This window comes from Serratia plymuthica (assembly GCF_018336935.1).
GTDB classification, from domain to species: domain Bacteria; phylum Pseudomonadota; class Gammaproteobacteria; order Enterobacterales; family Enterobacteriaceae; genus Serratia; species Serratia plymuthica_B.
In genome coordinates this window covers 1,994,709-2,012,265 of the sequence record NZ_CP068771.1, presented here as the reverse complement: position 1 = coordinate 2,012,265, position 17,557 = coordinate 1,994,709, and the positions used below count along the sequence as shown (strand labels likewise).

The window sequence follows — 17,557 nt, the reverse complement described above, 5'->3', positions numbered from 1 at the left end:
CGACCTACCCCAAGAGTTTTTGGATACGCTGCAACCCTGCCACCAGCCGGTCAACTTCATCGCGCGTGTTATATAACGCCAGCGAAGCACGGCACATGCTCGGCACATTATAGAACGCCATCAACGGCATCGCGCAATGGTGGCCGGTACGAATGGCAATGCCGTATTGATCCAGGAAACTGCCGACGTCGTAAGCGTGGTGCTCACCCAGGTTAAAGGCAATGACTCCGGCGCGCTCTGACGGACCATAAATTTTAAGTGCCGGCACCTGTTTTAGCGCTTCGAGCGCATAGTGCATCAGCGACTGTTCGTAGTCGTGAATCGCCTCCAGCCCAAGCGCGTTAACGTAATCAATCGCCGCGCCCAGCCCCATCATGCCGGCCGTGTTCGGCGAACCGGCCTCAAAGCGCCACGGCGGCTCGGCATAGGTGGTGCCATTCGTCAGGCTGACCTGTTGTATCATCGAGCCCCCGCCTTCCCACGGCGGCATCTGCTGCAACAGCGCCTGACGGCCATAAAGAATGCCGATGCCGGAAGGGCCATACAGCTTGTGGCCGGAAAACACATAAAAATCGCAATCCAGCGCCTGCACATCCACCCGCTGATGCATAACGGCCTGAGCGCCGTCTATCAGCACCTTCAGCCCCGCCGTCTTCGCCTGCGCGATGATTTCACGCACCGGGTTCACCGTGCCGAGCACGTTGGAGACCTGGGTCATCGCCAGCAATTTGGTGGACGAGTCGATCAAACCCGGCAACTGCGCCAGATCCAGAGTACCGTCCTGCTGCAGCGGCCACACCCGCAGTTGAAGCCCGCGTTCCTGCGCCAGCATCTGCCAGGGAACAATATTGGCGTGGTGCTCCATCTCGGTGATGATGATGCTGTCGCCCGGTTGCAGGAAATGGCGGCCAAAGCTGTTGGCCACCAGGTTAATGCCCTCGGTGGTGCCCTTGACGAAGACAATCTCTTCCGCCGAGGAGGCGTTGATAAACGCCGCCACTTTTTCGCGCACCGCTTCCATTTCCTGCGTCGCTTCTGCGCTCAGCGTGTGAATGCCACGGTGTACCGCAGCATAGCCATGGCGATAAAAATCCAGCTCGCGATCGATCACCGCCTGCGGCTTCTGCGCACTGGCGGCACTGTCAAGGTAAGCCAGCGGCCGGCCATTGACCTCACGCGCCAACAGGGGGAATTCGCTGCGCACCCGTTCAATCGGAAAACTCATGCTGCCTCCCCCGGCAGGCGCTGCGCTATGCGCGCCAGCACCCATTCGCGGATGACATCGTTGCCGATGCCCTCGGTCAGTTCAGCGGCAAAGGCAAAGATGATCATCTGCTGCGCTGCGTGTTTATCAATGCCTCGCGATTGCAGATAGAACAGTTGCTCTTCATCAATGCGCCCGACGGTGGCGCCGTGGCTGCATTTCACGTCATCGGCGTAGATTTCCAACTGCGGCTTGGTGTCCACCTCCGCCACCTTACCCAGCAGCAGGTTGTGGTTGGTCATCTGGCCGTCGGTCTTGATCGCATGTTTGGCGACTTTGATCATGCCGTTGAATACCGCCTTGGCGCGATCGCTGACCACCGTTTTATGCAGTTGACGGCTCTCGCAGTAACCTTTGTTGTGCTCCAGGTAGGTACGGGTATCGCACACGTCTTTGCCCACCGGCAACACCAGGCTGTTGATCGCCAGGTTGGAGCCTTCGCCGTTCAACTGCGCGCTGGTGTTATGCCGCGTAAGCCCGGCTCCCAGCAGGAAGCTGTCGCTTTTCACCCGCGCGTCGCGGCCAATCACCAAGTCGTTATGCGCAAAGTGGTAGCTCGCCTGGCTTTCGAACGCCAGCTTGCAGTGATGCAGCTCCGCGTTGTCTCCGACGCTGGCCGTCAGCCGGGCACCGGTGAAATGCGCGGCTTCGTTCAGGCTGACATAATGCTCGATCACCTCGGCCCGGGCATTGCGACCGACCTCGAGATGATGGCGATGATGCACGGTGTTCACTTCGCCCGCCGCGCCGCCCCCGCTGCTGATGTGCAACAGGTACAACGGCCGCGCAGCGATCTTGCCGGCCGCCACGCGGATCATGCTGGTCTCCTGCGCCAGGCTTTCGGTCAGGTGCAGAAAAATTTCAGGTTGGATCGGCTCCGGCAACGCCTGCGGCGTACCGTAGGGAGTGACGTCGAACTGGTATTCGCCCAGATCGCTGTCGCTCAGCGCGGCGTTGAAACGCCCGTCGACAAACACCAGCCGATAAGCATCCAGGTTCAGCGCCAGCGCATTACGTTGAGCGGCGGTGATCGGCTCGGCCTGCGGCTCAAGGAACTGCTGCTCCAGCAACCCTTCCAGCGGGGTATATTTCCAGTTTTCATGCTTGCGCGTCGGCCAGCCCAGGCGCAAAGCCTGCTGCCAGTGCGCCAGAGCATGAGCGGAGCGTTCGCCGCCTCGAGCCTCGAACAGGCTGTAAAGCTGTTGCAACGCGCGTGAGTTATTGTTGGTCGGTAAGCCAGCCATAGCCCTGCTCCTCCAACTGTTTCACCAGGGAGAAATCGCCGGACTTCACGATGCGCCCTTGGGAAAGAACATGGACATAATCCGGTTTGATGTAGTCCAGAATACGCTGATAGTGCGTGACGATAATGAAAGCGCGCTTGCCATCCCGCAGCGAATTGACGCCGTTGGCGACGATCTTCAGCGCGTCAATATCCAGGCCGGAGTCGGTTTCATCCAGAATGCACAGATCGGGCTCCAGCGCCGCCATCTGCAAAATGTCATTACGCTTTTTCTCGCCGCCGGAGAAGCCGACGTTGACCGAACGGGTCAGCAGATCCGGCGGCATATTCAGCAGTTCAATCTTTTCTTCGATGAAATCAGCGAAATCGAAGCGATCGAGCGCTTCTTGCTGGCGGTATTTGCGCACGGCATTCACCGACGTCTGCAGGAAGAAGTGGTTGCTGACGCCGGGGATCTCCACCGGATACTGGAACGCCAGGAACACGCCTTCACCGGCGCGATCTTCCGGAGCCAACTCAAGCAGATCCTTACCCTTGAAGGTCACCTCGCCCTCGGTCACTTCATACTCTTCACGCCCCGCCAGGGTGGCTGAGAGCGTACTCTTGCCCGAGCCGTTCGGCCCCATGATGGCATGCACTTCACCCGGTTTGATCTCCAGGTTCAATCCCTTGAGGATCTCATTGCCTTCGGCGCTGACTTTTAAATTCTTGATACTTAACATGCGATGTCCTTAGGTAGCGCTGCTGCGCTGTAAATCCGGCGTTTAGCCCACGCTGTGTTCCAGGCTGATGGCCAATAACTTTTGCGCCTCGACGGCGAATTCCAGCGGCAGTTCAGAGAACACGTCCTTGCAGAATCCGTTGACGATCATAGAGATGGCATTGTCTTCGCTGATACCGCGCTGCAAGCAGTAGAACAGTTGGTCATCGCCGATTTTCGAGGTGGTCGCTTCGTGTTCCAGCTGTGCGCTGTTATTGCGGGCCTCTACGTACGGGAAAGTATGGGCGCCGCTGTCCGGCCCAATCAGCATCGAGTCGCATTGGGTAAAGTTACGCGCGTTTTCCGCCCCCGGCAGGATCTTCACCAGGCCGCGGTAGGTGTTCTCGCTGTGCCCGGCGGAGATGCCTTTGGCAATGATGGTCGATCGGGTGTTTTTGCCGATGTGGATCATCTTGGTGCCGGTATCCGCCTGTTGATGGCCGCTGGTCAGCGCCACCGAGAAAAACTCGCCGATTGAGTTATCGCCCTGCAGGATCACGCTCGGGTATTTCCAGGTGATCGCCGAACCGGTTTCCGACTGGGTCCAGGACATCTTCGATCCCGCGCCTTCGCATAATGCGCGCTTGGTCACGAAGTTGAGAATGCCGCCTTTGCTGTCGCCGCCGGAGAACCAGTTTTGCACCGTTGAATATTTCACTTCGGCGTCTTTGTGCAGGATCACTTCCACTACCGCCGCATGCAGCTGATAGCTGTCGCGCACCGGGGCTGAGCAACCTTCGATGTAGCTGACGTAGCTGCCTTCATCGGCAATCAGGATGGTGCGTTCGAACTGACCGGTTTTGGCGGCGTTAATGCGGAAATAGGTCGATAGCTCCATCGGGCAGCGCACGCCTTTCGGCACGTAGACAAAAGTGCCGTCGGAGGCCACTGCGGCGTTCAGCGCGGCAAAGAAGTTATCATTGGACGGGACGACGCGGCCCAGGTACTTGCGCACCAGATCCGGATATTCCTGAATCGCCTCGCCGAACGAGCAGAAAATCACCCCGCTTTCCGCCAGTTTTTCGCGGTAGGTAGTGGAGACCGATACCGAGTCGAAGATCGCGTCTACCGCCACTTCGCTGCCTTCGCGCACCGGCACGCCGAGTTGGTTAAACGCCAGCTCAACCTCGCTGGTCAGATAGCTGTTTTCGGTTGCCGCGCCGGGTTGCTGTTCGGCACCGGGCTGGGAACCGCAGGCGTCGTCGCAGCTGCCGCAGGAGGGCGCGGAGTAATAGCTGTAATCCTGGTAGTTCAGCCGGTCATAGTTCGCTTTCAACCAATGCGGCTCTTCCATTTGCAGCCAGGCACGGTAAGCCTCCAGGCGGAATTCCAGCATCCACTCAGGTTCGTTGCGCTTGGCCGAGATGGCGCGCACCACGTCTTCGTTGATGCCCGTCGCCAATTCATCGGTATCCAACTGGGTGAAAAAGCCTTCTTTGTAGCGACCTTCGCTGACCCAAGCCTGCACTTCATTAGGCATTTCTATATTGCTTCGTGTCATGTTGATTGCATCGCTCAAACGCCAAAGCTCTCGCCGCACCCGCAGGCATGCTGAGCTTTAGGGTTATTGAATTTGAATATTTGATTCAGCCCTTCACGGACAAAATCTACCGTGGTGCCATCGATGAACGGCATGGCTTTCAGCGGCACATACAGTTTTGCGCCATCGCGCTCGAACAGCAGGTCGTCTTCTGCCGGGGCACGGGTGAGATCCAGCACATAGGCAAACCCGGCGCAGCCTGATTGCTTCACCCCGAGTTGCAGCCCCTTCACTTGCGGATCCTGCTGCATCAATTTAGTAATTTGTCGTACGGCGTCGTCACTGAGCAAAATGCCTTGCCAGACATTTTCGTCCAGAGAAAAGGTGCCGACATTTTCCGTTTGCATATGGCCTACCTCACACTCGTGTTTTACCGCAGCCAATCTGGGTTTCTTATATGTTAGTGATAACAATTATCACTTCAACCGTTTGTTTTGCGGGGGTATCCGCCAAAAGCCCATTTTTATGCTGCCTCAATAGGGAACAGTCTGAGCGCCTGACACAGTCCGGTGGAGACGCGTTCATTTTATCCTTATGAATTTGCTGTACATCCTGTATCACCGCCCCGCCCAACCGCTGGCCCGTCCTCTTTGCAGCACCGGCTTTTATTGTCGATCTAAACATTCATAGAAAATACCTATTTCAACATTTTGTCTGTCTCAAAAATGCGTTTATTGACAATTCGCGGTGTTTTCCGTTGTTTGCGCCGCCCTCCCGCAGTGGCCGAAACCGCTGGCATTGCTTAAAGTTTAGCCGCTACTGACTGATATTGGGCCGTAGCAGAACAAATGCAGCCCCGGCGGCCGATAAAAATTTCAACAGAATGATTGATCGCGAACGCATCCGTAAATATGATAATGATTATCATTTAAATTCAGGTGGCGCGGATATAATGGCTATTTCGATCGGTGCGTGGCTGTTGGGCAAAATTGATGACTATAAATTCAGCGTGCGTGATGCCACGGTAGATTTCTACATGGCGGAGGCGTCGCTCAGGCGGCCAGAGTGCAATATCAACCATCTGAAGCGCTACAATAACGTCAGCCTGAACATGGCCAATCTGTGTCTGGAAAACGGTGATGATGAAAGCTATTTGCATGCGCTGAGCAAACTGCATAACCGGCTGATCGTCGAAATCAACAATCCGCAGCGTTGCCAGCTGTTTCGGGTTCAGAGCTATCATTTTGCCCGTCATACCCTGACCTTAATCTGCCAGAAATATGCGATGGAAGGCACCTGGGAGAAGGCTAACGCCTTCCAGAAGGATTTCGTCAAGCGGGTGCCGTTCCAGCTCTAAACGCCTGCGGAACGGCAACGGAGCACCCGCAGGCAAGGCGCCTGCGGGTGGGAGGATCAGTCGATCACTGCGGTGGTCAAGCGTGAGGTGCAGCACAACCGGTCACGCGAATCGAATATCTCGATCTGCCACACCTGATGCCGCCGGCCCACGTGCAGCGCACGGCATACGCCGCGCACCTGCCCTTCAAACGCCGCCCGCAAATGGTTGGCATTGATTTCCAGCCCCACCACTTTCTGCTCCCCTTCGCTGCACAGATAGCCGGCCATCGATCCCATCGACTCCGCCAGCACCACCGATGCCCCGCCGTGCAGCAACCCGAAAGGTTGCCGGGTGCGGTGGTCCACCGGCATCGTGGCTTCAAGAAAATCGTCTTCCAGCCGGGTGAAGTGAATCCCCACATGGCTTACCATGCATCCCTCACCGGCGCGGTTTAACTGCTCCAGCGTCGTTTCTCGTTTCCACAATTTCACGCAATCATCTCCAGAAGTGCCTGTAACGGGTGGCGCACGCCGTTACCCTCAATGCGTTTGACCTGGCTGCGACAAGAATAGCCGGTCGCCAGACAACGTTGCCGCGGCAAACGTTGCAACGCCTGGTGCCATGATAGCTCATAAATCCCGAGCGAATTCTCCAGGTTCTTCACTTCATGCCCGTAGGTGCCCGCCATGCCGCAACAGCCCACGCTGACGTTTTCCAGCCTGGCCCCGAAGCGCGAGAAGATCGACGCCCAATGCTGGCCGCTGGCCGGCAGCGCCGTGGTTTCGGTACAGTGGCCAAACAGGTACCAGGCCTCGCCGGTCGCCGGTTGCTCGGCACGTTCCGCCAGCAGTTGTTGCAGCCATTCATGTACCAGTTGCACCTGGAAGTCACCGCGCGTTTCGCCGAGGATCTCGCTATATTCGTCGCGATAGCACAGCACCAGCGCCGGATCGACCCCTACCAGCGGCATCCCGAGCTTGGCCACTCGATTGAGGAAATCGGCGGTTTTGCGCGCGGTGCGGGCAAAGCGCGTCAAGAAGCCTTTGATATGCTGCGCCTTGCCGTTCGGCGAGAAGGGCAGCAGCACCGGCTGGTAACCGAGTTTTTCCACCAGCCGTACAAAGTCCGCCACCACCTTGGCGTCGTAATAGCTGGTGAAGGGATCCTGCACGATCAGCACGTGTTGCTCACGCTGTTCGGCGCTCAACGCCTCAAGTTGCTCCAGCGTCATGGTCAAGGCGCCGTGGCCGGAAAGCTGCTGACGCAGCGTCGGGCTGGAGAGCATTGGCAAATCGACCATACCGATAGCGTTGCGGCTCAGCTCACGCACCCAGGGCTGACGGAAGAAGAAGTTGAATACCTTCGGCGCTTTCGCCATCAACGGCGTATAGCTTTCAACCCCGGCGACCATATAGTCGCGCGCCGGCCGCAGATAACGGGTGTGATACAGCTGCAGGAAACGCGAGCGGAAACCCGGCACGTCAATTTTAATCGGGCATTGGGTGGAACAGGCTTTACAGGCCAGGCAGCCGGACATCGCCTCTTTCACCTCGTGCGAAAAATCATATTCGCCTTTGCCGGCATACCAGCTGTTGCGGGTTTTCTCGATCAAGGTACGGAAGCTGAGACGCTGCTGCGGCAATTGCCGTTCCAGCACCAGCGGGTCTACTCCCTGTTCGGACAGCAGACGCAACCATTCGCGCACCAGCGCCGCACGGCCTTTTGGCGAGTGAATGCGGCTGCCGGTGATCTTCATCGACGGGCACATCGGGCTGCGCACATCAAAGTTAAAACACAGGCCGTTGCCGTTGCACTCCATGGCGCCACGGAACGAGGTGCGCACCTCAATCGGGATACGACGATCGAGTGTGCCGCGCTTGGCCGCGTCCACTTTCATCATCGGGGCATCGACGCCCAACGGCGGGCAAATTTTACCGGGGTTAAGGCGGTTATTCGGATCGAACGCGGCCTTGATGCGGCGCAACTCCTCGTACAACTGCTCGCCGAAGAATTCCGGGCTGTATTCGGCGCGGAAGCCTTTGCCGTGTTCGCCCCACAGTAACCCACCATATTTGGCGGTCAGCGCCACCACCTGGTCGGAAAGCTGCTTCATCAGCACTTCTTGCTGCGGATCGCACATGTCGAGCGCAGGCCGTACGTGCAATACGCCGGCATCCACGTGGCCGAACATGCCGTAACTGAGGTTATGGCTGTCCAACAACTGGCGGAATTCGACAATATAATCGGCCAAATGCTGCGGCGGCACGCAGGTATCTTCGGCGAAAGGAATAGGTTTGGCGCGCCCTTTGGCGTTGCCCAACAGCCCGACCGCCTTCTTGCGCATGTTATAAATCCGCTCGATACCGACCAGGTCCCCGCAGATCTGATAGCCAATCACGCCGCCCTGCTTCTCGCGGATTAACTCGTCCAGCCGCAGACACAGAGTTTCCATCTGCTGGTCGATCAGCGCCTTGTCATCCCCGGCAAATTCGACGATGTTCAGACCCAGCATCTCTTTATCCGGCACGTTGGTGATCAATTCACTCACCGAGTGCCAAACAATATCTTCCCGCGCCAGGTTCAGCACCTTGGAATCAATGGTCTCCACCGACAGCGCCTTGGCCTCCACCATGAAGGGAGCGTTGCGCAGGGCTGAATCAAAGGAATCATATTTTACGTTAACCAAGCGGCGTACCTTCGGCAGCGGCGTGATATCCAGCCGCGCCTCGGTGATAAACGCCAGCGTGCCCTCAGCACCGGTCAGGATGCGCGTTAGATCGAAGGTCTGCAGATCGTCGCTGAACACATGCCGCAGGTCGTAGCCGGTCAGGAAGCGGTTTAGCTTGGGGAATTTCTCCAGGATCAACGCACGCTGGTCGCGGCAGCTATTCAGCACCCTATGGTAGATCCGGCCTTCGACGGTATCTTCCATAGCAATCGTTTCCGCAAGCGGTGTCGGCATGGCGCGGGTATCGATCATATCGCCCCCCAGCAGCACCGCCCTCAGGCCCAGAACGTGATCGGAGGTTTTGCCGTACACCAGCGAGCCTTGGCCGGACGCATCGGTGTTGATCATGCCGCCCAGCGTCGCGCGGTTACTGGTGGAAAGTTCCGGAGAGAAGAAATAGCCGAACGGCCGCAGATACTGGTTAAGCTGATCTTTGATGACCCCGGCTTCAACCTTCACCCAACCCTGTTCGACATTGATTTCAAGGATGCGGTTCATGTGGCGCGACATATCGACCACAATGCCGGTGTTGAGGGCCTGGCCGTTGGTGCCGGTACCGCCGCCGCGCGGGCTAAAGGTCAGCGCGCTGAAGCGCTCTTCGCCCGCCAGTCGCGCAATCAACGCCACATCCGCCGTTGAACGAGGAAACACCACCGCGTCAGGCAACAGCTGATAGATGCTGTTGTCGGTCGCCATCGTCAGCCGATCGGCATAGCTGGTCGCAACATCACCGTTGAATCCGTTTTGTTTTAAGGCTTCCAAAAAGTCGAGCACCCGTTGAACGAGGCCGGGCGCCTGAGAAATCTGTGGGATCATTCGCTTTTTTGACCCTGTCTGTCTATTTTTTATGCGTTAACGTACGCTGAATCAGGTCTTTACCCGTCGCCTTTCAGGCTGCGGCGTTGTAGGCTGCAACTTGAAATTCATAGGGTATATTCAGACCCACCCTACTTTTTATTGATGATGAAAACTAACATACTCGTTTAGTGAAGGCATTCACATTATCACAATTACCCCACTGCAGAATGACGCACGATAAAAGGTGCGCCGCCTTGTGGAAAGTAACGAAAATGCACCATGCTTAGCAGGTACGAAGGATTTAACTTACCAGGATGAGAACCTAATTCATGACACACCCGCAATCCCGATACGATTTGCCACGGATTATTTTTGGCGTGCTGTTTATCGCCATCATGATCGTCGCCTGTTTTTGGGTCATTCAACCGTTTATTCTCGGTTTTGCCTGGGCCGGCATGGTGGTCATCGCCACCTGGCCACTGTTGATCAAACTGCAAAAAATACTCTGGGGCCGGCGCTCGCTGGCGGTCCTCGTCATGACGCTGCTGCTGATCCTGCTGTTCATCCTGCCGATTTCGCTGCTGGTCAGCAGCGTAGTGGACAACAGCGCACCCGTCGTTGCCTGGGCCAGTACCCCCGGCAAGCTGCATATTCCCGATCTGGCCTGGTTGCACTCGATCCCGATGATCGGCAACAAAGTCTATAACAGCTATCACACGCTGGTGAATGCCGGGGGCGCGGCGCTGCTGGCGAAGATCCAACCTTACTTCGGTCAGACCGCCACCTGGTTTGTCGCGCAAGCGGCGCATATCGGCCGTTTCCTGCTGCACTGTACGCTGATGTTGCTGTTCAGCGTACTGCTGTATGCGCGCGGTGAACAAGTCGCCCTGGGTATTCGCCACTTTGCGGCGCGTCTTGCGGCCGATCGCGGCGACGCGGCGGTGGTGCTGGGTGGCCAGGCGATCCGCGCGGTGGCGCTGGGCGTAGTGGTGACGGCGCTGGTGCAGTCGGTACTCGGCGGGATTGGCCTTGCGGTATCCGGCATTCCTGCCGCCACCTTGCTGACGGTGCTGATATTCATTTGCTGCGTGGCGCAATTGGGACCGTTGCTGGTGCTGGTCCCGGCGATTATCTGGTTGTACTGGAGCGGCGACACCACCTGGGGCACCGTACTGTTGGTATGGAGTTGCCTGGTCGCCACGCTGGATAACGTGCTGCGGCCGGTGCTGATCCGCATGGGCGCCGATCTGCCGATGCTACTGATCCTGTCCGGCGTTATCGGCGGCCTGCTGGCCTTCGGCATGATCGGCCTGTTTATCGGCCCGGTGGTGTTGGCGGTATCTTATCGTTTGCTCACCGCCTGGATGGACGAAGCGCCAGAACCCACGGCCGATCTGGACGACGTCGCCAAAGAGTTGGAAAAGCGCTAATTCTCCTATTCTGCCCGGGCTGCCGGGCAGAATACCCTCAGCAAGATCCCTGATTCACTTCCTGTCTTTGAATTCACTCTCTGGCATAATATAGCTGCCCCATACCGGCACATTAATTGAACATGCCGAGCGAATGCATCTTTATACAATAAAGATAAAATAAGCGTTCTGATGAATAAATCATGAGGCAAGTATTTATTAGGATGATTCTTAATGACTAGTGGCCCTTAAATATTTAGTATTATTGCCATATATTGCTTCAAATCACTGATTTTAAAGCAAGCTTTCCAAACAATGTAATGCCATACATGTGAATTGCTGTGTGTAGTCTTTGCCCGTCTCCTGATGGGCTTTTTTTTATTCTTTTTTTAGCCACGCTTATTCACCCACCCACATCATTTACCTGCGGCAATAAAAAAACCGTAACCTGAGTTACGGTTTTATGTCAGCGCTCAATCTGCGGTGAAAGGTTATTTTTTCTTCGACAAATTGATCCAGGTTTGCACCACGGTATCCGGATTGAGGGACAGGCTATCAATGCCCTGCTCCATCAGCCATTCGGCGAAATCTTCGTGGTCGGATGGGCCCTGGCCACAAATACCCACGTATTTGCCATGACGCTTCGCGGCCTGAATCGCCATCGACAGCAGTGCCTTCACCGCTTCGTTGCGTTCATCAAACAGTTCCGACACCACGCCCGAGTCACGGTCCAGCCCCAGCGTCAGCTGAGTCATGTCGTTGGAGCCGATCGAGAAGCCGTCAAAATGTTCCAGGAACTGATCCGCCAATAGCGCATTGGATGGGATTTCACACATCATGATCACTTTCAGGCCGTTCTCGCCGCGCTTGAGGCCCTGACGCGCCAGCTCTGCAACCACCGCCTCCGCCTGCGCCACGGTTCGCACAAAGGGCACCATGATCTCGACGTTGGTGAGGCCCATTTCGTTGCGCACGCGTTTTACCGCATCGCACTCCATCGCAAAGCAATCACGGAAACTGTCCGATACGTAGCGGCCTGCCCCGCGGAAGCCCAGCATTGGGTTCTCTTCGTGCGGTTCATACTTCTCGCCGCCCACCAGGTTGGCGTATTCATTGGATTTGAAATCGGACAAACGCACGATCACGCGTTTCGGCCAGAATGCCGCACCCAGCGTGGCGATCCCTTCCGTCAGACGGCCCACGTAGAACTCTGCCGGATGGTCATAGCCCAACATCAACGCCTTGATTTCGTTCTGCAATGCCGGGGTTTGTTGATCGAACTCCAGCAGCGCCTTTGGATGGACGCCAATCATGCGGTTGATGATAAATTCCAGACGGGCCAATCCCACGCCTTCATTCGGTAAACGGGCAAAATCGAACGCCCGATCGGGGTTACCGACGTTCATCATGATTTTCAACGGCAGATCCGGCAGCTCAGTCACTTCGGAGCTCTGTACGGTAAAGTCGATCATATCGCTGTACACAAAGCCGGTATCGCCTTCCGCACAGGACACGGTGACTTTCTGGCCGTCTTTCAGCAGTTCGGTGGCGTTGCCACAGCCGACCACCGCCGGGATACCCAGCTCGCGAGCGATAATCGCCGCGTGGCAAGTACGGCCGCCACGGTTGGTGACGATCGCCGCCGCTTTCTTCATGATCGGCTCCCAGTCCGGGTCGGTCATATCGGTAACCAGCACGTCCCCCGGCAGAATACGATCCATTTCGCTGATGTTATGGATCACTTTCACCGGGCCGGCACCAATGCGATGGCCGATAGCTCGCCCTTCCACCAGTACCGAGCTGGTACCGTTAAGCTGATAACGCTCCATCGTCTGCTCGTTGGAACGCACGGTTTCCGGACGCGCCTGCACGATCAGCAATTTGCCGGTATGGCCGTCTTTGGCCCACTCGATATCCATCGGGCGGCCGTAATGCTTTTCGATCAAAATCGCCTGATGCGCCAGCGCTTCCACTTCCTGGTCGGTCAGAGAGAAACGATTGCGTTGCTGCTCTGGCACATCTTCAATTTTTACCTGCTTGCCGTGATCCTGCGATGGCGCGTACACCATGCGGATTTTCTTCGAGCCGAGGTTGCGGCGCACGATAGCCGGATTGCCGCGCAGCAACGTGGGTTTATGCACATAGAACTCATCCGGGTTCACCGCGCCCTGCACCACCATTTCGCCCAGACCCAAGGCGGAAGTAATAAACACCACCTGATCAAAACCCGATTCGGTATCAATGGTGAACATCACGCCGGAAGACGCCAGATCGGAACGCACCATACGCTGTACGCCGGCCGACAAGGCTACGCCGCGGTGGTCATAGCCCTGATGCACGCGATACGAAATGGCGCGGTCGTTAAACAGCGAGGCGAATACGTGTTTGATCGCCACCATGACGGCGTCGATACCCTGCACGTTGAGGAAAGTTTCCTGCTGGCCGGCAAAAGAGGCATCCGGCATGTCTTCCGCTGTCGCGGAAGAACGCACGGCAAACGAGGCTTCCGGCTCGCCGTCCGCCAACTGTTGGTAAGCCAGGTTAATTTCACGCTCGAATTCCGCATGGAATGGCGTATCGATGACCCATTGGCGGATTTGCGCGCCGGCCTTGGCCAGTTGAGCAACATCGTCAACGTCAGTTTGATCCAGTAATTGATAGATGCGCTGGTTAACACCGCTTTGCTCGAGGAAATCGTTAAACGCCTGTGCGGTGGTGGCAAAACCGTTTGGCACGGCCACGCCCAAATCGGAAAGATTGGTGATCATTTCACCGAGGGAGGCATTTTTGCCACCGACACGGTCAACGTCGTGCATGCCGAGCTGGTTGTACCAAAGCACATTACGCAAGTCTGGGCCATTGTTGGACATCGAGACAATCCTTATTGCTATCAGTAGGGTATAGACGGATTTAATTCGTTTGCTTTCTTGGGCACCGACAAAGCGGAGCCCATTCAGACTAGCACAATGATCCATAAGAAATGGAAAGGTGAATCGATCAACCCGATGAAGAAAGTGGATTTTCGGAAAATTACCTGAACGGCGAAACCTGCCCGGAACCGTTCCCTTTCGCACTAAAAGTTTAAATCTCAATAAATTAAGTATTTTTTAAACTTCAGTTTTAAAAACCACAATAATTACCATGTTTTTGATTGAGATTTCGCCGATATACTGAATAAGGCCCGCAAAAAACGAGTCATTTATCTCATGAAAATTAAAATAGCGTTTTAATACGAATACTCCATCACGTTCATTTTTCCTCGCTCGCGAAAATTAATGAGCCACTCTGCCTGCATTATCACATTTTTTTTGCTCACCCCTTTACCGCGGGATCGCCTGAAGCCCATGATACCGCCAAGCAGGCGATACAACTGCATCACCGTTTCAGGTAAGGAGCCTCGGGTGGAAAGAAGCGTTTTTTATATTTCGGATGGGACGGCGATCACCGCCGAAGTGTTGGGCCACGCGGTGTTGTCCCAATTCCCGGTCAAAGCCACGACCTTTACGTTGCCCTTCGTTGAAACCGAAGCGCGAGCCCGGGCGGTCAGCCAGCAGATCAACGATATTTATCGCGATACCGGCGTGCGCCCGCTGGTGTTTTACTCCATCATTTCGCCGGAAGTGCGTAATGTCATTACCCAGAGCGAAGGCTTTTGTCAGGACATCGTGCAGGCGCTGGTCGGCCCGTTGCAGGGTGAACTGGACGTTGAACCCACGCCGGTGCCGAACCGCACCCACGGGCTGACGGCCAGCAACCTCGGTAAATACGATGCCCGTATCGCTGCCATTGACTACACGTTAGCCCATGATGACGGCATATCGCTGCGTAATCTCGATCAGGCTCAGGTTATATTGTTGGGCGTATCACGCTGCGGCAAAACTCCCACCAGCCTGTATCTGGCGATGCAGTTCGGGATCCGCGCCGCCAACTACCCGTTTACCGCCGACGATATGGACAATTTGCATCTCCCCGCCGCGCTGAAACCGTTTCAGCATAAACTGTTCGGGCTGACAATCGACCCGGAACGGCTGGCCGCCATTCGCGAAGAGCGCCGCGAAAACAGCCGCTATGCGTCGCTGCGCCAGTGTCGGATGGAGCTTGCCGAAGTAGAAGCGCTGTTCCGCAAAAACCAGATCCGTTATCTGAACACCACCAACTATTCGGTGGAGGAAATCTCCACCAAAATCCTGGATATTCTTGGCATGAGTCGCCGCATGTTCTAGCCGGCACGGCCCGCCGCTAAGAGCGCGCTAGCAGGCTTTCCGGCAGGGGTATTTTCCCTGCCGTCTGACGTTTATTTCCCACATGCCATGATTTTTGTGCTTTTTTTAGTGGCTTCGATCAACAGAACACAATTTCTACGGTTGAATTCACCGGTTTTTACGTTATTGTGATCGCCATCACTTCCCGGCACTCCTGCCGCAGCGAAGAAAAGTCTTTAGAGAAAACCATGCACAAAACAGATGAACTGCGGACCGCGCGCATCGATAGCCTCGTTACGCCGCAAGCATTGGCGGAGAAGCTGCCGATCTCGGCGGAAATCGCCGATAGCGTGACAGCGTCACGAAAACGCATTGAAAAGATCCTTACCGGCGAAGACCGTCGCCTGCTGGTGGTTATCGGCCCCTGCTCCATCCACGATTTAGATGCCGCCATCGATTATGCCGGCCGTCTGAATGCGCTGCGCGTTCGCTATCAGGATCGCCTGGAAATCGTGATGCGCACTTATTTTGAAAAACCGCGCACCGTGGTGGGCTGGAAAGGCCTGATTTCGGATCCGGCGCTGGATGGCACCTTTCAGGTAAATCGTGGTATCGAAATGGCACGCCGACTGTTACTGGAAGTCAACCAGCTCGGTCTGCCGACCGCCACCGAATTCCTGGACATGGTGGTCGGCCAGTACATTGCCGATTTGATCAGTTGGGGCGCCATCGGCGCACGTACCACCGAGAGCCAGATCCACCGCGAAATGGCCTCCGCACTTTCCTGCCCGGTGGGCTTCAAGAACGGTACCGACGGCAACACCCGCATCGCGATTGACGCCATCCGCGCGGCGCGCGCCAGCCACATGTTCCTGTCGCCGGACAAAAACGGGCAGATGACGATTTATCAGACCAGCGGCAATCCCTACGGTCATATCATCATGCGCGGCGGCAAAACGCCGAACTACCACGCCACCGATATCGTTGCCGCCTGCGACAGCCTGCGCGAATTTGAGCTGCCGGAGCATCTGGTTATCGACTTCAGCCACGGCAACTGCCAGAAATTGCACCGTCGTCAACTGGAAGTAGCCGAGAATGTCTGCCAGCAGATTCGCGCCGGTTCCGCCGCCGTCACCGGCGTGATGGCAGAAAGTTTCCTGGTGGAAGGCACGCAGAAAATCGTTGCCGGCCAACCGCTGACTTACGGCCAGTCAATCACTGACCCGTGCCTGAGCTGGTCCGACAGCGAACAGCTGCTGGCCATGTTGGCCGATGCGGTGGATACCCGCTTCTGAACCTGTTCTCCGGGGTGGCGACACCCCGGTTTTTCAACCTTCCTTTCACTCATCTATACTTACGCCAACCAAGCCCGCAGACGCCATAAACCGCGCCCCTGCCAACAGGATGTGGAGTTTCCCGCATGAGCCATTCGCTGTTATCCATCCCCTGCGTCACGCTGCAAGGGGAGCACAAAACTCTGGGCGACTTTCCCGCCCGGGCTTATCTGGTGGTCAATACCGCCAGCAAATGCGGCTTTACCCCGCAATACCGTGGTCTGGAAAACCTCTGGCAGTACTATCGGGATCGCGGCCTGATGGTGTTGGGGTTTCCGTGCAATCAGTTTGGCGCACAAGAGCCGGGGGATCCGCTGGAGATCGCCAATTTCTGTACGCTCAACTACGGCGTCAGCTTCCCGCTGTTCGGCAAGGTGGAGGTTAACGGCCCCGGCGCGCATCCGCTGTTCAACGAATTGAAACGCCTGGCGCCGGGGGTTCTGGGCAGCAAGCGCATCAAGTGGAACTTCACCAAATTCCTGCTGACCGCCGACGGCCAACGGGTGAAGCGTTTTGCGCCCATCACCAAACCTGAGCGCCTGTTTGACCACATCGAAACCCTGCTGAAATAACCCCCTTAGTTTGCGGGCTGGGCGTGCCCGGACCGCTCCGTCCCCCTTTCTTTCAAAAAGGTTCCATCGGTAAGAAAATTTTCCTTGATGTAACCTTTCCCTCACATGATAATGATTATCAATACGATATTAATTACCATTTAATGGCCTGTTTTATAAACAAATGACGATGGATAATCACAATACTCCCCCTCATGGCATAGCTGCCCCCGGTGCTGAACGCAGCCTGATCTCGCCGCCTTGCTACGACAGCGCGCAGTTGCTCGATGCCGACGGCGTAGCGATCATCCTTCATCAGGGCCAGCGTTACCAACTGCGGCAGACCAAGGCCGGGAAATTAATCCTGACCAAATAATCCCTTATTCCTCAACGCCAGCCACCCCGATCGCTTAGATCCAGGCAGCCAGCAAATCTATTGATATGTTTAA

Annotated in this window: 14 protein-coding genes; 6 read left to right on the top strand and 8 right to left on the bottom strand. The window is 56.2% G+C overall.

Going from position 1 to position 17,557, the window contains the following annotated elements:
• Positions 1-4: 4 nt before the first annotated feature.
• From sufS to sufA, 5 genes are read right to left on the bottom strand one after another with little or no spacing between them, the layout of a single operon-like run.
• A complete protein-coding gene (sufS, locus tag JK621_RS09585) occupies positions 5-1,225 on the bottom strand; it encodes a cysteine desulfurase SufS (protein ID WP_212559588.1) in 1,221 nt (406 codons plus the stop codon).
• Positions 1,222-2,508: a Fe-S cluster assembly protein SufD gene (sufD, locus tag JK621_RS09580; RefSeq protein WP_212559587.1), complete on the bottom strand. Its 1,287-nt coding sequence runs from the start codon at positions 2,506-2,508 to the stop codon at positions 1,222-1,224. The genes sufS and sufD overlap by 4 nt, the downstream gene beginning before the upstream one ends.
• Entirely contained in the window at positions 2,483-3,229 is a 747-nt protein-coding gene (gene sufC / locus JK621_RS09575; RefSeq protein WP_212559586.1) for a Fe-S cluster assembly ATPase SufC, read from the bottom strand. The genes sufD and sufC overlap by 26 nt, the downstream gene beginning before the upstream one ends.
• A 42-nt stretch (positions 3,230-3,271) precedes the next feature.
• Positions 3,272-4,768 (bottom strand): Fe-S cluster assembly protein SufB, encoded by a 1,497-nt coding sequence (gene sufB, locus JK621_RS09570; protein WP_212559585.1) that lies wholly within the window; start codon positions 4,766-4,768, stop codon positions 3,272-3,274.
• 14 nt (positions 4,769-4,782) lie between these two features.
• Entirely contained in the window at positions 4,783-5,154 is a 372-nt protein-coding gene (gene sufA / locus JK621_RS09565; RefSeq protein WP_126482347.1) for a Fe-S cluster assembly scaffold SufA, read from the bottom strand.
• A 545-nt stretch (positions 5,155-5,699) separates the two neighbouring features.
• Between sufA and JK621_RS09560 the strand changes: the two genes are divergently transcribed.
• On the top strand, positions 5,700-6,104 hold the full coding sequence (locus JK621_RS09560; RefSeq protein ID WP_212559584.1) for a hypothetical protein: 405 nt from the start codon (positions 5,700-5,702) through the stop codon (positions 6,102-6,104).
• Between the two features lie 56 nt (positions 6,105-6,160).
• Here the strand turns inward: JK621_RS09560 and menI are convergent, their stop codons facing one another.
• Positions 6,161-6,577, bottom strand: a complete 417-nt coding sequence (menI, locus tag JK621_RS09555) for a 1,4-dihydroxy-2-naphthoyl-CoA hydrolase (protein ID WP_212559583.1) — start codon at positions 6,575-6,577, stop codon at positions 6,161-6,163.
• The gene (ydiJ, locus tag JK621_RS09550; protein WP_212559582.1) at positions 6,574-9,630 is read right to left on the bottom strand and encodes a D-2-hydroxyglutarate dehydrogenase YdiJ; all 3,057 of its coding nucleotides are present in this window, start codon (positions 9,628-9,630) and stop codon (positions 6,574-6,576) included. Before ydiJ ends, menI begins: the two co-directional genes overlap by 4 nt.
• A gap of 311 nt (positions 9,631-9,941) precedes the next feature.
• Here ydiJ and ydiK point away from each other — a divergent pair, with 311 nt between their 5' ends.
• On the top strand, positions 9,942-11,042 hold the full coding sequence (ydiK, locus tag JK621_RS09545) for an AI-2E family transporter YdiK (RefSeq protein WP_212559581.1): 1,101 nt from the start codon (positions 9,942-9,944) through the stop codon (positions 11,040-11,042).
• Positions 11,043-11,512: 470 nt separating this feature from the next.
• On the opposite strand, the gene ppsA is transcribed toward ydiK, so the two are convergent.
• Positions 11,513-13,891, bottom strand: coding sequence for a phosphoenolpyruvate synthase (gene ppsA, locus JK621_RS09540; protein ID WP_212559580.1), 2,379 nt, complete (start codon positions 13,889-13,891; stop codon positions 11,513-11,515).
• A gap of 531 nt (positions 13,892-14,422) precedes the next feature.
• Between ppsA and ppsR the strand changes: the two genes are divergently transcribed.
• The 4 genes from ppsR (at position 14,423) to hemP (ending at position 17,484) form a co-directional block, all read left to right on the top strand.
• Positions 14,423-15,244, top strand: coding sequence for a posphoenolpyruvate synthetase regulatory kinase/phosphorylase PpsR (ppsR, locus tag JK621_RS09535; protein ID WP_126482337.1), 822 nt, complete (start codon positions 14,423-14,425; stop codon positions 15,242-15,244).
• Positions 15,245-15,471: 227 nt separating this feature from the next.
• Entirely contained in the window at positions 15,472-16,518 is a 1,047-nt protein-coding gene (locus JK621_RS09530; protein ID WP_212559579.1) for a 3-deoxy-7-phosphoheptulonate synthase, read from the top strand.
• Positions 16,519-16,643: 125 nt separating this feature from the next.
• Positions 16,644-17,129, top strand: a complete 486-nt coding sequence (locus tag JK621_RS09525; protein WP_212559578.1) for a glutathione peroxidase — start codon at positions 16,644-16,646, stop codon at positions 17,127-17,129.
• Positions 17,130-17,298: 169 nt separating this feature from the next.
• Positions 17,299-17,484: a hemin uptake protein HemP gene (gene hemP / locus JK621_RS09520; RefSeq protein ID WP_212559577.1), complete on the top strand. Its 186-nt coding sequence runs from the start codon at positions 17,299-17,301 to the stop codon at positions 17,482-17,484.
• Positions 17,485-17,557 lie beyond the last annotated feature (73 nt).

Excerpts from the sequence above, each read along its gene's own strand:
- sufS (WP_212559588.1), bottom strand. The coding sequence starts at position 1,225 with ATGAGTTTTCCGATTGAACGGGTGCGCAGCGAATTCCCCCTGTTGGCG.
- sufD (WP_212559587.1), bottom strand. The coding sequence starts at position 2,508 with ATGGCTGGCTTACCGACCAACAATAACTCACGCGCGTTGCAACAGCTT.
- sufC (WP_212559586.1), bottom strand. The coding sequence starts at position 3,229 with ATGTTAAGTATCAAGAATTTAAAAGTCAGCGCCGAAGGCAATGAGATC.
- sufB (WP_212559585.1), bottom strand. The coding sequence starts at position 4,768 with ATGACACGAAGCAATATAGAAATGCCTAATGAAGTGCAGGCTTGGGTC.
- sufA (WP_126482347.1), bottom strand. The coding sequence starts at position 5,154 with ATGCAAACGGAAAATGTCGGCACCTTTTCTCTGGACGAAAATGTCTGG.
- JK621_RS09560 (WP_212559584.1), top strand. The coding sequence starts at position 5,700 with ATGGCTATTTCGATCGGTGCGTGGCTGTTGGGCAAAATTGATGACTAT.
- ydiJ (WP_212559582.1), bottom strand. The coding sequence starts at position 9,630 with ATGATCCCACAGATTTCTCAGGCGCCCGGCCTCGTTCAACGGGTGCTC.
- ydiK (WP_212559581.1), top strand. The coding sequence starts at position 9,942 with ATGACACACCCGCAATCCCGATACGATTTGCCACGGATTATTTTTGGC.
- ppsA (WP_212559580.1), bottom strand. The coding sequence starts at position 13,891 with ATGTCCAACAATGGCCCAGACTTGCGTAATGTGCTTTGGTACAACCAG.
- JK621_RS09530 (WP_212559579.1), top strand. The coding sequence starts at position 15,472 with ATGCACAAAACAGATGAACTGCGGACCGCGCGCATCGATAGCCTCGTT.
- JK621_RS09525 (WP_212559578.1), top strand. The coding sequence starts at position 16,644 with ATGAGCCATTCGCTGTTATCCATCCCCTGCGTCACGCTGCAAGGGGAG.
- hemP (WP_212559577.1), top strand. The coding sequence starts at position 17,299 with ATGGATAATCACAATACTCCCCCTCATGGCATAGCTGCCCCCGGTGCT.